This window comes from Desulfocicer vacuolatum DSM 3385, assembly GCF_900176365.1.
GTDB classification, from domain to species: domain Bacteria; phylum Desulfobacterota; class Desulfobacteria; order Desulfobacterales; family Desulfobacteraceae; genus Desulfocicer; species Desulfocicer vacuolatum.
On the sequence record NZ_FWXY01000001.1, the window covers coordinates 195,970 to 211,168 of the forward strand.

The following is a 15,199-nucleotide window of genomic DNA, read 5'->3' on the forward strand; positions in this document are numbered from 1 at the left end:
AATAAAGGAAATCCCGTCCACGGAATCATCAAATATGTTTCATCACCGGATCTGTCTAACCAAGGGCTTTAACACGCGCTTCGTAGCCTGGCTGAATCACTTTGCGAGGTTTCTGATTACTCCAGTCATTGGGAGGAGACAGCTTAATGATCTGATCCAGACGTCCCTGGGCCGCCAGGCGTTCATAAATCTGGAACCACGCACAGGGCTGATCAGGATCAATTTCACAGGATCCCTGGTTGGTACCGCCGCAGGGACCGTTGAAAAGACCCTTGGCACACATGGTCACAGGGCAGATCCCGCCGGTCATGTCAAGCACACAATTACCGCAGGCCCGGCATTTTTCCTCGTACCAGCCCACGTCCAGATTCACACCGATAAAGCTGGTGTTCACTGCGGGAAGTACGGGTTTGTCGGGAAAGCGCTGGGCCAGAAACTGGATGCCTGCACCGCATGCCATGGAAAGAAAGGCATCATACTCACCGGCTTTGGATTCCAGTTCATCCAGAAACTCCATATCACACTGGCGCTCCAATGTTTCTGCACCAAATTCAACGCCGTCCTTGCCAAATGCCAGATTCAGCTCGGCATTCAAGGTTTCCACTTCCTTGGACCCTCCGGCCAGACATACGGCGACACAGGTTCCACAGCCCACGGTGAGAACCTTTTTATAACTTGACACCATATCTTTGATCTCATCAAAGGGTTTTCTCTCTGCTACAATCATGAATCCTCCTGTTATACAGACAACATATAATTTTATCCCTGAAATCTATAACTCAACCTTCAAACCGGGTATTTTTTGCCAAGGAGGTCTGTGAAAGGTTTATCGCACTTTTTTTTCAAAAAATGCCCTTTCCAGACAAAAAGACAATAGACCATGCTCGTTCCAATGCAAAGTGACCCGTTCCGGACAGCTGGGCCTACAAATAACAAAAAAGCAATAATTTAAAATTCTTATTTGCTTGTTTCTGCAATTGTCCATGGAGTGTCTAAACCCTGAATTTTTGGACACTATTAAAAACACTCCCTTATATAAATAAAACATGGCCACATTTCCAGATTCAAATAAAAAAGTCAAGGATATTGACTTATTATTGAAAAAAACAAAAAACATAAAATAAATCAAGTTCATTCCTTTGCTTTCAATCAATGATTGACTTGACATGAAAAATAAGATGTCTTATAACTTGAAACAAGCAGGGCCAGCCCCTCCGTGACATTTTTTCCCAATTCTCCTGCCCTGATTTAATTGTGTAACCACCGCAACCCCACCACAGATTGATTTAGGTAACGTCATGGATAATAGATTGGAATTAGAAAACAGTTATCTCAACAAAGCCTTGGGAGCAATCAAAAAACAGCTCATCGTTATCTCACCTGAGTATAAACTTGTTGTCACCAATGAAAAAGCCCATATGACAAACACCGCCGGAGCCACGCACAATAATGCTCTTTGCTGCCATGAATTGATTTTCAACAGCCCCACCCCTTGCATTCATTGTCCGGCCACCGAAGTGATGCGCACAGGCAAACCGGCACTGAGGCATATTTCTCTGCACAACAGCGCCAATACCTGTTCCTGCCTTTATGCCTTTCCCGTTCAGCACACCGATTCCCTGGAAAAAGCCATTGTGATCCTGGATTTTGATCTGCCTCCCCTGGCTAAGTTTGACGAAAAAAGACTCACATCCAATGTTTTTCTGCGAAATCTCATTGATAATGCCGTGGACGGTGTCATAGCAGCGGACATGACAGGGAAAATATTCATATTTAATAAAGCTGCCACAAAGATAACCTCCTACTCCAAAAAAGATGCCATTGAAACCCTGAATATCAGGCAAATTTATCCGCCTGGAGACGCCCGGAAAATCATGAAAAAAATGAGAAATCATGGCAATGGAGGAAAAGGAATCGTACGCTCCCTTGAGCAGGTGGCCATACGAAAAGACAATACCCCCACCCCCATTCGCCTTAATGCATCCATTGTCTACGAAGACGGCAAAGAGGTGGCCAGTATCGGATTTTTCCACGACCTCACCGAAAACAAGCGCATGGAAGCTGAACTGGAAAAAACTCAAATTCAGCTGCTCCAGGCCGAAAAGATGTCTTCCCTTGGAAAACTTGCCGCTGGCGTGGCCCACCAGCTGAACAACCCCCTGGGGGGCATCACCCTGTTCACCCAGCTCATGCTGGAAGAACATGAACTGTCACCGGATGCCACCAATGATCTATTGAGAATCCAACGCGATGCCCAGCGATGCAGCGACATCGTCAAGGAACTGCTGGAATTTGCCCGCCAGACCCGGCGGGAAGTGCGTCCCCAGAGCATTAATAAAATCATTGCCAGAACCCTTTTTCTGCTGCGCAACCAGACCATTTTTCAAAATATTGTTATTATTGAAGAGTATGACAAATCCATTCCTGATATTCCTGCAGATATCCAACAGCTCAACCACGTTTTCATGAACATTATTCTCAATGCCGCAGACGCCATGGAGGGAAAGGGATACCTGGAAGTAAAGACTTTTATGACGCCGGATGAAGATATGGCCCAAATCACCATCACCGATACAGGCCCGGGTATTCCAAAAGGCGTTTTATCCAGTATTTTTGAACCCTTTTTCACCACCAAAGAAGAGGGAAAAGGCACAGGATTGGGCCTTAGTATGGCCTATGGCATAGTTGAAAGTCACCATGGTAAAATCATGGCGGAAAATATCGCCGACTCCGGCGCACGCTTCCACATCAAACTGCCACTGGCGGCCCCGGCACCATAGACGATATTTTTTACTAAGTTTTTGGTTGACATGACGAACCGAGGCCTATATAAATTAATCATGGATTATTTTTTAAATTCCATTTAGACAATCAAATCAAAAAGATGTCACACCTTTCACCCCTTTTCACTTGATGAACGATTTTTTTGAACAAGATATTGGAAAAAGGGTATCTGGCTTGTAATCCAGCGCGGTTACCTGCACAAAAAAACAACACATACATCTCAAAACAACTCAGATCCCACGGCTTCGATTTTAAAAAAAGCAGATCATCAAGTTCCATTAATTTTTTTACCAGGGAGATCAATTATGAGCGAAAAAAAAAGAATACTGGTTGTTGACGATGAACCCGATTTTGCATCAATTGTTCAGTCCAATCTTGCCCGGGAAGGATTTCAGGTGGAGGTGGCCTATGATGGTGTGGAAGCCATGGAAAAAATAAAGGCCAGCCCGCCGGATGCCATTGTCCTGGATGTAATGATGCCGGAAAAAGACGGATATGAGGTCTGTTCTGAAATTAAGGGAGATGAAAAAACCCGGGATATTCCTGTCATCCTGCTCACTGCCGTGGCAGACCATGTGGGCTCCACCCGGTATTCCCATGCCGACGGCATGAGCATGGAAGCAGACGATTATCTCCCGAAACCTGCGTCTGCCGAAGAAATCACGGCAAGTGTCAAGGCCTTGGTTTCATAAGTTTAGCCTTTGACTGCACATTGCACTGCGGGACTTGGTCATAACATTTTCCACCCACCATCATCCAGGGGCCACCAAAACGGCCCCGCCATGTAACGGGTGCTGTGACCGGGCCCCGGGGCAATGTTGTCTGCCGTTACCGTCATGAGGGCAATGGCAACAACAATTTGGCAACGTTGATATTATCCCGGGGGGGACAGTATGGCTGTATTGTAAAGCTGTCCACCGGGTTTTTTCGTAAAATCCGGCAAAATATTGCCTTTAGAAAGGGCCTCCCGTCATACAATGAAAATTTTTTGCATACTCAGCGATGAAAGGGCATTCCAATCAAAGTCTCCGGCCCTGTACAATGCTGTTTTTAAAAAAATCGGCATCAGTGCAGCCTACGTTCCCTTGAAGGTAATGCCAGATCAGATAGGACCTGCCATGCAGGGGCTCAGGAACCTGAATTTCAGTGGTGCCAATGTCACCATCCCCTACAAATCACTGGTGATTCCCCACATGAACATACTGTCGGAAGGTGCCAACATCATTGGTGCCGTTAACACCATTATCCGCAATGGAGATGAACTTAAGGGATATAACACCAATGCCATCGGGTTCATGGATACCCTGGAGGAGGTGGGATTTGACGTCACCGGTAAAAAAGCCCTTATTTTCGGCTCCGGCGGAGGGGCCAGGGCCGTTATTTTTATTCTCAACTGGTTACGGGCCGATGCCATTGACATTGCCGGTCGCACAGCAACAAGGGTGGAAGATATCGTCACCGGAATCGGAGGTAGCCCCACCACCCTGGAGCATCTGGATGACACCCCCAGTGAAGCCCAGATCATTGTGAACACCACCCCCATATCCGCCCCGGAAGATTCACCGCCTTTTTATGAATTTATCCAGCGCCAGTCCTTTAAAAACTGTCGTTTAATCGTTGATCTCAATTATGGAAGGAAAAATAACTTCTGGGAACAAAAGGCCCGGGAACTGGACATTGAATTTGTTGACGGGCTGATCCCCCTGGCCCATTCTGCCCGGCGGACCTTGATATTATGGACCCGGGTGGATGTGCCCCCGGTGGAATTCATGAACGCGTTAAAAAAAATTTAAAGCTTGATCATAGCTTGACCATGCCACAAAAAGCCAAAACAATGATCAAAGCCCGGCACTTAAGACAGAGAACTTCAAGATGAGGAGCATTGGCCATGGATAAGTTGGACCCCGGCAAAATTCTGGTTATTGATGATGAACAAAGCCTCAGAGAGGGTGCCCAGCGTATCCTCACCCGCATGGATTTTGAAGTATTCATGGCATCCCGGGGGGATGAGGGAATTGCTCTTTTACAGGAAAAACCTGTGGGCATTGTGCTTTTGGATATGAAAATGCCCGGCATGGACGGCATGGAGGTTCTCAAACGGATCATGGCCATGGAGCGGGGAATCATTGTTATTGTCATCACCGGTTATGCCACGGTGGAAACCGCCATTGAAGCCATGCAGCTGGGGGCTTACAATTTTATCCCCAAACCCTACCAGCCCGAACAATTGAGAATCACCGTATCCAGAGCCCGGGAAAAAATAGAGCTTGCCCTGGAGGCGGAAAAGCTTGCCAGGGACAGAAAAAGAACCCTGGCAGATCTGCACACGGAACAGAGCCGAACCCATACCATCATTGAATCCCTTCCCAATGGGGTCCTTGTGACAAACCCCCGGGGAAATGTGGTGCTGATCAACCCGGCATGTTACCATCATCTGGACATTGACTCGGACAAAAAACCGGGATTACCCATTGAGGCGTTCATTGAAGATCAAGAGCTTTGCCAGTTGATCCTGGACATCTCCCGGGGAAGATACATTGATTATACAGACATCCCGGCCCATGAAATTGACATCAACAATGGAAAATTTTTTCTGGCCCGGTGCCGTCCGGTGCTGGGAGAAAAAAGAGAGTGCCTGGGAGCCGTGGTGAACATCATGGACATCTCCGCCATGAAGGCCCTGGATCAGTTAAAATCAGAATTTGTGGCAAAGGTGACCCACGAATTAAGATCTCCACTTTCCACCATCCATGAACAATTGAAAATCGTCATGGATGAAAAGGGAGAAGATGCCAGTGAAGAAGATCAATACATGCTCTCCCGGGCAAAGGAAAAAACCGCAGGCCTTATCTCCACCATCGGGGATCTTCTGGATCTCTCCCGCATTGAGGCGGGCATCTCATCGGCCCGGGAATCCACCCCTGTGAAGGTTGATGAACTGCTAAAGGGTATTGGTGAATTTTTAGATGCCAGGGCCCTGGCAAAGAACCAGACACTGACAATTGTGCAGCCCCCCTGCCCCATCCCCCCCCTCACCGCTGATTTCATGGCCCTTGAAAGCCTTTTTGGCAACCTTATTTCCAATGCCATCAATTACACCCAGGAGGGCGGAGAAATTAATGTCACCTGTGATGTCACAGGAAACAATATCCGGGTCAGGGTCAGGGACAACGGATTTGGCATTGATGCCAAATACATGGACAAAATATTTGACCGCTTTTACCGGGTGAAAAACGACAAAACCCGTTTCATCACCGGCACCGGCCTGGGACTTCCCATTGTAAAAGGCATTGTGGATAAACTGGGGGGGTACATCAACGTGGAGAGCGAAGTCAATAAGGGCACCATCTTCACCGTGCTTTTACCCCAAAAAAAACAGCTTGCTCATGACGCTGCCATGGGACTTATGTAAATTTTACGGTTTTCCATGCTCAACAATAAAAAAAACCTGAAACTGAGCCTTTCCCGGGCGACGGGGACGGGCCTCAGTTCCAGGTTTTTATATTTCCCGATTAACTATATTTAAGAATAGATACTACACGATTACGACCGGGGAGTAAAGACAATTACAAGAATTTTTGCAATTTCCCCCACGCCTCTGACAGCATGGGGAATGCTGGAATCAAAATATATGGCGTCACCCTCGTTCAGCACATGGCTCTGTTTTGCCGTACGAAACTCCAATTGCCCCTCCAGAAGAAACATGAACTCCTCCCCCACATGATTATTGTAAAGCAGCTCATCATCCCGGCGACTCTCAATTTCCGCAATAAAAGGTTCCATCTGCTTATCTGCCATGGGATAGGCAAGGGATTGGTAACGATAACCGATATCTGAGCTATAGTTGTGGTGGGATAATTTTTTAACCCCATACCGCTGATCCTTTCTCACCACGGCAATGCGGCTGTGATCCATGGAATGGTCCTGGAAAAAATGGCTGATCTTCACCCCCAGGGCCGTGGAAATTTTAATGAGCGTGGCAATGGGCGGGGCGGCAATATTATTTTCTATCTGGGAGAGTAACGGCTTGGACAAACCGGTGAGATCAGACACGGCCTGGAGGGTAAATCCCCTTAAGGTGCGAAGCTGTTTTATTTTCTTACCAAGATTCAGGGCGGCAACTTCATCTTTTATATTAATGTCCATGGCATTGGGCATACTGGGTAATCCATTCCTAATTTATAAATGATTTAAAGTGTCTGAATCTACCATGAATGGCCACCCCCATCAAGGAAAGAGTCTACTTCACTTTGGAATCATCGTCCCCGGTGCCCCGAAGAGAACTTAAAAACAAACCCAGCCCCCCAAAGGCCAGCACAAGGATGGTGATCAAGTCAAAGGCACTCATGGAGCGAAACCCCATACGCAGGGTTGAAATAACCCCAAAAATCAATGAACCCAATGCCCCCAGAGACACCAGCCATCCAATGATGCTGCGGGCATTGTAAAAAATCATGCCCACCCCCAGTATCAGGGGAATGAAAATCATACCGCTGGTGATATTGAACTGGCCCCCCATCATGGAAAAGCGGTAAATGCCAAGCCCCATATGAAAACCGGATCGGATGGTGATGGCACTTAAAAGCATGTAAAACCCCGCACACATCATGAAAAACCCTAAGAAAAACCGTCCTGCTCCCCCCTGTGTTCCACCTGCGCCCATGGATACTCTCCTGTTTACCAATTAACTGACCTGGCGTGTAACGTAATTTTGAATGATGCCAAATTTTTCATATCTTAATCTTATTTCAATGGATTTTCAACTCCCTTGCCACCTTATATCTTCTCCATTTATATTGCCCATGCAACCGCATAAAAAACATTGCAGTCCATTTCTACCCCACTAAGATGGAGATCCCGGTATCTAAAAGGCAAAAGAATCTTTGCAATATAAATCATGCGGTGCAAGATTATCAATGCACTTAATTTAAAGAAAAACAAACGAAAAGCCCTCAGCAGAGCCCCCCGAGGGGTAACAGGAACCGGCCAATCAAGGGGTTTACAGTTCCGGTCCGGGACCATTGCCCCTTTGGGGCGGCGGTATAATACCATTTTTAATATTTGTTGTGTTCCACAAAAGATGCCCGTTTATATGAAATACGCCACAAATCTGTTGGAGTGTTTCTACTTTTGTTGTGGGCACATCAATTTCAAAATAAAATTCGCCGCAGACATCTTATGGTACCCATATTGCATGCTTGGATTAAAAAATATTTTTCCGGCACCACCGGCGGAGTGAATCAATACTTTTGGAGGCTATGAATGAGTAAATACTATCTGTTCCAGGATGCAAAACAATGTATTGGATGCCGTACCTGCGAAATCCAGTGCAAAACCAATAAAAAACTGCCCACCGGTCCCCGGCCATGCCAGATCATCCAGGTGGGCCCCCAGCTCATTGGCGGCCTTCCCAGAACCTCCTATATTTTCATGCCCTGTTTTCATTGTGAAACCCCCTGGTGCGTGGCTGCCTGCCCCACGGGAGCCATGCAGAAAAGAAGCAAGGACGGCATTGTTTTCATTGATCCTGATCTGTGCGTGGGCTGCAAAACCTGCGTATCTGCCTGCCCCTGGGGTGCCCCCCAGTGGAACCCGGAAACAGGCAAAGTGGTAAAATGCGACTATTGCATGGACCGCATTGATGAGGGCCTTCAACCGGCCTGTGTCACCACCTGCACCAGTGGATGCCTTAAATTCGGCAAGGTGGAAGATATGACCCAGATCCGCCGGGAACGACATGCACAACTGGTGGCTGCCCTTGAAAATTCTGTATCATAATTCCATGGCATCCCAGGCAATCTTCAATGGAAAAAGGAGTTCACATGGCTGAAAATCTCTGTCCGGTTCATGGCACCATCCTTTATTTATCCCGACAACTGGATTCCGGTGCAATCACTGAACCCAGAACCATAAGGATCGCAGAAGAAATTTTAAAGTTGCTGGAAGAGATCTCCAACGGTCATGCCGGTACGGAGCATCTCAACGGCGTCAATGCCAGGGTGGCGGAGTTTTTTAAAAACCCGGGTAATCCCCAGGGACTTAAAACCGGTACATATCTAAGGGATATACTGGAACAACACGGACCGGTGTTTCAAAGCCACATTGACACAGGCAACTGCGCATCCATGGACTGTGTCAGGCTGGCCCCCTCCCCCTGCCAGATGGCATGCCCGGCCGGCATTGATGTACCCACCTACCTCTCCCTCATTGCCGAGGGCAGGGATGCTGAAGCCATTGAGGTGATCCGCCATGACAACCCCCTTCCCTGGGTGTGCGGTCTGGTGTGTACCCGCCCCTGTGAAATGATGTGCGTCCGGGCACGCATTGACACCCCGGTGTCCATAAAATTTTTAAAGGCCTTTGCCGCAGAACGGGCCATGTCCCACGGCTTGTATACCAATCCCCCCCCCAAGCCCCCCAACGGCAAAAAAGTGTGTGTGATGGGGGCAGGCCCGGCAGGACTCTCTGCAGCCTATTACCTGGCCCTCATGGGATACGGTGTCAGAATACTGGAAGCCCTTCCCGTACCCGGCGGCATGCTCATGGTGGGTATTCCCCGGTACCGCCTTCCCCGGGAGATCATTGACCGGGAAGTGGCCATGATCCAAGACCTTGGGGTGGAGATCTGTTACAACACTGTTTTTGGCAAAGATGTCACCCGGGAATCCCTGGAAAAAGAAGGCTTTGGGGCCTTTTTTCTGGCCATTGGTGCCCATAAATCTTACCAGCTGGGGCTGGATGGAGAAGAAGAGTACAAAGATAAAGGTGTTGTTGACTCTGTGATGTTCCTTAAAAATGTGGCCCTGGGTCAACGCACCGTCCCCGGGGACCGGGTGGTGGTCATCGGTGGTGGCAATGTGGCCATTGATGCGGCCCGGACCAGCCTGAGACTGGGGGCCAAAGAGGTGACCATTGCCTATCGAAGAACCCGGTCAGAAATGCCCGCAGATGTGGAAGAGGTGGAGCATGCAGAAGAAGAAGGCGTCAAATTTGCATTTCTCACCATCCCCACCGCCATTGTGGGTAATGGAGAAAAGGTCACCGGTCTTCATTGTCTGAGGGGGGAACTTGTTAAAAAAGAGGGCAGTGACCGCCTCTACCCTGTGCCCGTTGAAGGCAGTGATTATGTCATGGAAACAGATGCCGTCATCAGTGCCATCGGACAATTTGTGGACACCGACGGCATGGATCAATTCCAGGAAGTTCAATGGACCCGCAGGGGAACCATTGAGGTGGCCCGGGCATCCATGGAAACCTCCCAGCACGGTGTGTTTGCCGCCGGAGATGCTGTCACCGGTCCTGCCACGGTGATAGAGGCCATTGGCGGCGGGAAACGGGCAGCAGAAGCCATTGATCGCTATTTCAACGGGATGCCCCAGCCCAGAATTCCCAAGGTACCGGTGCGGTACCGCAGGGAAAAAACCCTGGAGATGCCTGCCAGCACCAAAATGGTTTTAAAACGACCGGACATGCCCATGCTCAACATTGACCGAAGACGAACCATGTTTCAACAGGCAGAGCTGGGCTACACCGAAAATATGGTCCGGGAAGAGGCTCGACGCTGTCTGCGTTGTGATATTTGCCTGCGCTGCGGTAAATGTGTGGAGGTGTGCCGGGATAAAATGGGCATTGATGCCCTTAAATTTGGTTACATGGATTTTGATAATCCCGGTGAAACAGACTTTCGTAAAACCGCAGAAAACTGTATTGCATGCGGTGCCTGCGTGGCCAATTGTCCCAATGACGCCATCACCATGGAAGATCGAAACGGGGAACGCCTTTTAATGCTCTGCGGCACCGTGATCAACCGCCAGAAACTGGTTCATTGTGAATCCTGCGGGGCCATCATGGGACCGGCTAAATACCTGGATTACATCAACAAAAAAACACAAGGTATCAGACCCGTCACCCAGAAAGCTCAATTGTGTAATAATTGCGCAAGGGAGCAAACTGCGGGTTTCAATGTTGCCACCCACCCTGTGACACCTAAATAAAAGGAGGAAACATGCAATTTCGAAGGGGTCAGAAAATAGAAGTATACCAGACGTCCAAAGATGAGGCATGGGAATCCTACATGGACGACTTCATCGGTTGCCATGGCATCATCACCGATCCAGACACTGCCATCAATGATCCGGACGCACTTATTGAGGTAAGCCTCCAGGGCATGGGAACCCACCGCTTACCCCAGGACTGCCTCCGGGCCCTTGAAACACATACATGAAAAGGATGATATATGCTTGTAAAAGAGTTGTTGAAAAAAGAAAAAAACCCCTTTCACACCATTGGTCAGGAAGAGACTGTGGCAGCCGCTTTGAAACTGATGTCAGGATATAATATTTCCGCCCTGCTGGTCATGGACGACCGGCGCATTGCCGGTATTTTTACGGAAAGGGACCTGCTCCGCTGCCATGTGATCTTTCCGGAAAAAAACACTGTGGAGATACAGGTTCGGGAAGTCATGACCCACAATCTCATTGTGGCAGAACCCGACGATGAAATCAAAGACGCCATGGGCATGATGATCAAGGCCAAAATCCGCCATCTGCCGGTGATTGAAAATGCTGCAATCAAAGGCATCCTTGCTCTGGAAGATCTTGTCAAAAACCATGTGGGAGCGCTGACCCAGGAACTTCATTACCTCCAGGACTATGTAACGGATCTCCAGGACGCAGCCCAGGATTAAGGAGGAACACATTCAATGGTTGACATTACCATAGATGGACAACCCATAACCGCAGAAAAAGGCGAAACCCTGATTCAGGTGGCCAAAAGAAACGGAATTCAAATTCCCCATCTGTGCTACCACCCGGCTCTAAAGCCCTCGGGGGCCTGCAAGCTATGCGGCGTGGAAGTGACCTCCCATTCGGGAAAGGCCGTTGTCATGCTCTCTTGTATTCTCAAGGTAAAACCGGGACTTGAGGTAAAAACCAATACCCCCCTTGTCCAGAAGGCCCGGACCAAGGCCTTTAACAAATTGCTTCAAATGGCACCGGATGCGGAAAGAATCCGAACCATTGCCCGGGAATTTGATGTGGAGGTTACTCCCCCCCCGGACGGTTGTATCCAGTGCCGGCTGTGCATCAGGGTATGCAATGACATCGTCAAGGCCAAGGCACTTAAAATGGTATCGGATGAGTCCGGCAAACGGGTGGTGGCAGATCCTTCTTTGTGCATCGGTTGCGGTACCTGTGCCAACCTCTGCCCCACCCATGTGATCACGGCCACGGACAAAGATTCCATGCGAACCATGGCCATAAAAGATCAGGTGTTTTGCCAGCTTCCCCTGGAACGATGTGAAGGATGCGGTCGACGCTATGCCACCACCCGGTTTCTTCACCACGTGGAAGATGTCACCATTGAACAGCCCCACGTCAAAGAACACCATAACTATTGCCCCAACTGTGTAAAAATAATGTCAGATAAGGCAATTACCGAACGAACACATTTGCCAAAAAGAATCAAATAACTGCCACGGGCAGATCGAATGATGATCCGGATCTGCCCACAACGAAAAATGAAACCCTCATAATTCCAGAGTGTTGGGCGGGATTTTATATAAAACGAGTATGTCCTGTGGAACACAACAAATATAGGGTCGTAGACGCGGAGCCAAATGGTATTATACCGCCGCCCCCCCGATGGGAAATGGGCCCGGACCGGAACTGTAGACAGCTCAATTGTCCGGTTCCTATTCCCCATCGGGGGGGCGGCTCTTCTGAGGTTGCCTTGGAGGCGACCTTTTCATATTCAAAAAACAAACTGTTCAAAAAGAATAAACATTAAAACCGGTATCCTTTATTCAAGTCCCGGCACATTCCCATTCCCATGGATCCCCATCCCGGAGGGGAACCCGGGAGGAAAAAAGGTAACCCTAAAGCTCATCTCAAAGGAGAAAAACATGCAAAAAATTGTTTCACGTCTTGTATTTGTGTCAATGCTCATGTTGTTTGCCGTTGCAAACGCATCCGCCGGCATTGAAGCCTCATTGTCTGCCGACACCTATAGTGCCGGCGATACCATTCAGATCACCGGAACCATTGAACCTGGAGCAGATCTTTATTTGAGTATTGCATCCAAAGAACGATTTGCCTCCAAAGACACCGACGGTAAAACAGAGGTGAAAAAGTTAGCCAAGGAAGCCAAGAAATATGGTTACACAGTGGACACCAGCATCCCCACTCTCTACTATATGCTCACCTCAAATCCGGAAAAATTCGGTGCCGTGATTGATAAAAAATTTGGAGGTCCCTCCTTTTTTACCCAAAAGGGAAAAAGAGGACTTTACAGTACCACCATGTTTAAACTCAAAAAATGGTCTGAACTTGATGAAGAAACCCGGAATATGCTGGGCAGCATCAAGGATGAAGCAGAATGGCGTTTTTATAAATATGCCCATGAAAGCAGTTATGGTATCAACACCATCACCAAAGAGAGTACCAAAGTGGGTAAAGTAACCATTTTCTCCAGAAGTGTTCTGGGAGATTATGGGGCCTCGGATAATTATTGGGACAAAGGAACCAGCATTCAACTGGACAAAGCCACAGGAAAATTTACCGCGTCCTTTAAAAGCTTTCGCCACACCCCCCCGGACACAGAATTTGAGGTGTTTGCCAATGGACAGCCTGCGGGCAATTTCACCCTGGAACCCAAAGGATTCTGGCTCACCAAAGGCGGCCGTTACATGAATCCGCTGTGGATCATCATCGGTGCCATTCTGGTGGGCGCTTACTTCTCCATGATCGGTGCCGCAGGCGGTATGCTCATGGCTGCCTTCCAGGTGATGGTGGTACAGACAGCAGGTCCCATCGGTATTAATGCGGCCAACGTTCTTCGCCCTTCAAACATTGCACTGACCCTGTTTTCCCCCCTGGGTTCTTTTTATCGATTTGCCGTAAAAGAGCGTCGGGTGGCATGGCCTGTGGGGCTATCCTTTGGTGCGGGAATTTTCATCGGTTCTGTGTGGCTGGGGAAATATGCCATTGAATACCTTCCCATGAAAACCTATAAAGAATGGCTGGCCATTCTGGTTGTGATCATGGGCTTTAAAACCCTCCAGGAATTAACCCCCAAAGCCATGGAAAAACGAAAAAACATTAAAGCCATGGTGAAAAAATTCAATGCTGCCGTTGCCAAAGCAAAATCAGAGGGGACCGCTGCTGAAATGGGTACCATTGAGCCTGTGGCCTCCAGCCTGACCAACTATCGCTTCAAATTCTGGGGAGAAGAGTTCAAAATCAATCCCCTGCTTTTTGCCATTCTGGGGCTTGGTATCGGTGTTGTTTCCAGAAGTTTTGGTATTGGTGGTGGATTCCTTCTGGTGCCTGCCATGACAAGCCTGGGAGCCCTTCCCATGTATGTTGCTGTTCCCATCGCCCTTGTGGGAACCTGTTTCAGCAGTATCGGTTCCTTTATCGGATATCTGCTCAACGGGTATCTACCGGACATGTGGCTTGCCATCAGTATCATCATCGGTGGATTTGCCGGCGGTATGCTGGGCAGCAGACTTCAGACGCTGTTTTCTGAAATTCAGCTGAAATGGGTTCTTGCCATCACCCTGTTTTTTCTCTTTTTCAGATTTTTTAAGATTGAAATCTGGATCTAAACATTTTAAACTGTATTTGACAAAACAAAACAGTGAATGAAAACAGATCCGGGAAACAGCGTCATTGCTGTTTCCCGGATTTAAAATAAAAAAAAAGGGATATCAATGGATGATATGCTGGACAATGTGTGGTTCGGGATTGAAGCCGGTATCCAAAAAATTGCCGGGTTTATGGATGCGCTGCTCCTGCCCCTGCGGTTTCTGGGGCCGGAAATGATTATTTTTATTCTGGTTCTTCTGTGTATAACGCTCTCCCGGTTTTTCAAAAAACACTACAACACCCAACGATATATCCGGCTGAAAAAAAATTTTGACCACTGGTTTGAACTTCGCCAGGAAGCCATGAACCATGCAGAAACAGAAAAAGGGCGTGCCATGGCCAAAAACATTGACCAGGCAGAACTCAACCGGGCCTATTATGACTTCTTTTTTGAATCGTTACTTAAGAGCCTTATCACCACATGGCTGCCCCTTCTTTGCACCCTGGCATATGTAAATCGAAGTTTTACCCCCGGTGGGCTCATGCAATGGTTTGGCAGGCCCGAACTTTTCATGATCAATGGTCACTCCATACTTCCCTGGTCAATTCCCTCAATCTTTTGGTTTTTCATTTCAGTGCTGCTTGTTTATGCACTTTTTCCCACCATGGCATGGGTGCGCAAAACGATTTTTAATCATGGTGAATAGCCCAAAGTTCAATACAGCATCATCTGTTTTTCATCATCCGCCATATGGATGACGGGCCAACCATATTTTCAGGAAAAGCCGTTGAACAAAATCCTTCCTTTACAAAAAAGACTGACTAAAAGA

At 48.1% G+C, this 15,199-nt stretch carries 14 protein-coding genes; 11 read left to right on the forward strand and 3 right to left on the reverse strand.

Going from position 1 to position 15,199, the window contains the following annotated elements:
- Positions 1-55: 55 nt before the first annotated feature.
- Positions 56-727, reverse strand: coding sequence for a methylenetetrahydrofolate reductase C-terminal domain-containing protein (locus B9A32_RS00945; protein ID WP_084066497.1), 672 nt, complete (start codon positions 725-727; stop codon positions 56-58).
- A gap of 583 nt (positions 728-1,310) precedes the next feature.
- Here B9A32_RS00945 and B9A32_RS00955 point away from each other — a divergent pair.
- The 4 genes from B9A32_RS00955 (at position 1,311) to B9A32_RS00980 (ending at position 6,196) form a co-directional block, all read left to right on the forward strand.
- On the forward strand, positions 1,311-2,780 hold the full coding sequence (locus B9A32_RS00955) for a two-component system sensor histidine kinase NtrB (protein WP_232366984.1): 1,470 nt from the start codon (positions 1,311-1,313) through the stop codon (positions 2,778-2,780).
- A gap of 309 nt (positions 2,781-3,089) precedes the next feature.
- Entirely contained in the window at positions 3,090-3,476 is a 387-nt protein-coding gene (locus B9A32_RS00965) for a response regulator transcription factor (RefSeq protein ID WP_084066501.1), read from the forward strand.
- A gap of 285 nt (positions 3,477-3,761) precedes the next feature.
- Positions 3,762-4,577 (forward strand): shikimate dehydrogenase family protein, encoded by an 816-nt coding sequence (locus B9A32_RS00975; protein ID WP_084066503.1) that lies wholly within the window; start codon positions 3,762-3,764, stop codon positions 4,575-4,577.
- 95 nt (positions 4,578-4,672) lie between these two features.
- A complete protein-coding gene (locus B9A32_RS00980; RefSeq protein WP_084066504.1) occupies positions 4,673-6,196 on the forward strand; it encodes a sensor histidine kinase in 1,524 nt (507 codons plus the stop codon).
- Between the two features lie 131 nt (positions 6,197-6,327).
- Here the strand turns inward: B9A32_RS00980 and B9A32_RS00985 are convergent, their stop codons facing one another.
- Both B9A32_RS00985 and B9A32_RS00990 read right to left on the reverse strand, forming a co-directional pair.
- Positions 6,328-6,930 carry a helix-turn-helix domain-containing protein gene (locus B9A32_RS00985; protein WP_212637540.1) on the reverse strand — a complete coding sequence of 201 codons (603 nt, stop codon included), beginning with the start codon at positions 6,928-6,930 and terminating at the stop codon, positions 6,328-6,330.
- A gap of 94 nt (positions 6,931-7,024) precedes the next feature.
- Complete coding sequence (locus tag B9A32_RS00990; RefSeq protein ID WP_084066506.1) at positions 7,025-7,447, reverse strand: hypothetical protein; 423 nt, start codon at positions 7,445-7,447, stop codon at positions 7,025-7,027.
- Positions 7,448-8,046: 599 nt separating this feature from the next.
- On the opposite strand from B9A32_RS00990, the gene B9A32_RS01000 reads away from it, so the two are divergent.
- From B9A32_RS01000 to B9A32_RS01030, 7 genes are all read left to right on the forward strand, one after another.
- Complete coding sequence (locus tag B9A32_RS01000) at positions 8,047-8,562, forward strand: 4Fe-4S dicluster domain-containing protein (RefSeq protein WP_084066508.1); 516 nt, start codon at positions 8,047-8,049, stop codon at positions 8,560-8,562.
- Between the two features lie 44 nt (positions 8,563-8,606).
- Positions 8,607-10,778 carry an FAD-dependent oxidoreductase gene (locus B9A32_RS01005; protein WP_084066509.1) on the forward strand — a complete coding sequence of 724 codons (2,172 nt, stop codon included), beginning with the start codon at positions 8,607-8,609 and terminating at the stop codon, positions 10,776-10,778.
- An 11-nt stretch (positions 10,779-10,789) separates the two neighbouring features.
- Positions 10,790-11,008, forward strand: coding sequence for a hypothetical protein (locus B9A32_RS01010; RefSeq protein WP_084066510.1), 219 nt, complete (start codon positions 10,790-10,792; stop codon positions 11,006-11,008).
- A gap of 12 nt (positions 11,009-11,020) precedes the next feature.
- Positions 11,021-11,470 (forward strand): CBS domain-containing protein, encoded by a 450-nt coding sequence (locus B9A32_RS01015; protein ID WP_084066511.1) that lies wholly within the window; start codon positions 11,021-11,023, stop codon positions 11,468-11,470.
- A 15-nt stretch (positions 11,471-11,485) separates the two neighbouring features.
- Positions 11,486-12,253, forward strand: coding sequence for a 2Fe-2S iron-sulfur cluster-binding protein (locus B9A32_RS01020; protein WP_084066512.1), 768 nt, complete (start codon positions 11,486-11,488; stop codon positions 12,251-12,253).
- Between the two features lie 432 nt (positions 12,254-12,685).
- Positions 12,686-14,389: a sulfite exporter TauE/SafE family protein gene (locus tag B9A32_RS01025; protein ID WP_084066676.1), complete on the forward strand. Its 1,704-nt coding sequence runs from the start codon at positions 12,686-12,688 to the stop codon at positions 14,387-14,389.
- 105 nt (positions 14,390-14,494) lie between these two features.
- Positions 14,495-15,076: a hypothetical protein gene (locus B9A32_RS01030; protein WP_084066513.1), complete on the forward strand. Its 582-nt coding sequence runs from the start codon at positions 14,495-14,497 to the stop codon at positions 15,074-15,076.
- Positions 15,077-15,199: the final 123 nt, after the last annotated feature.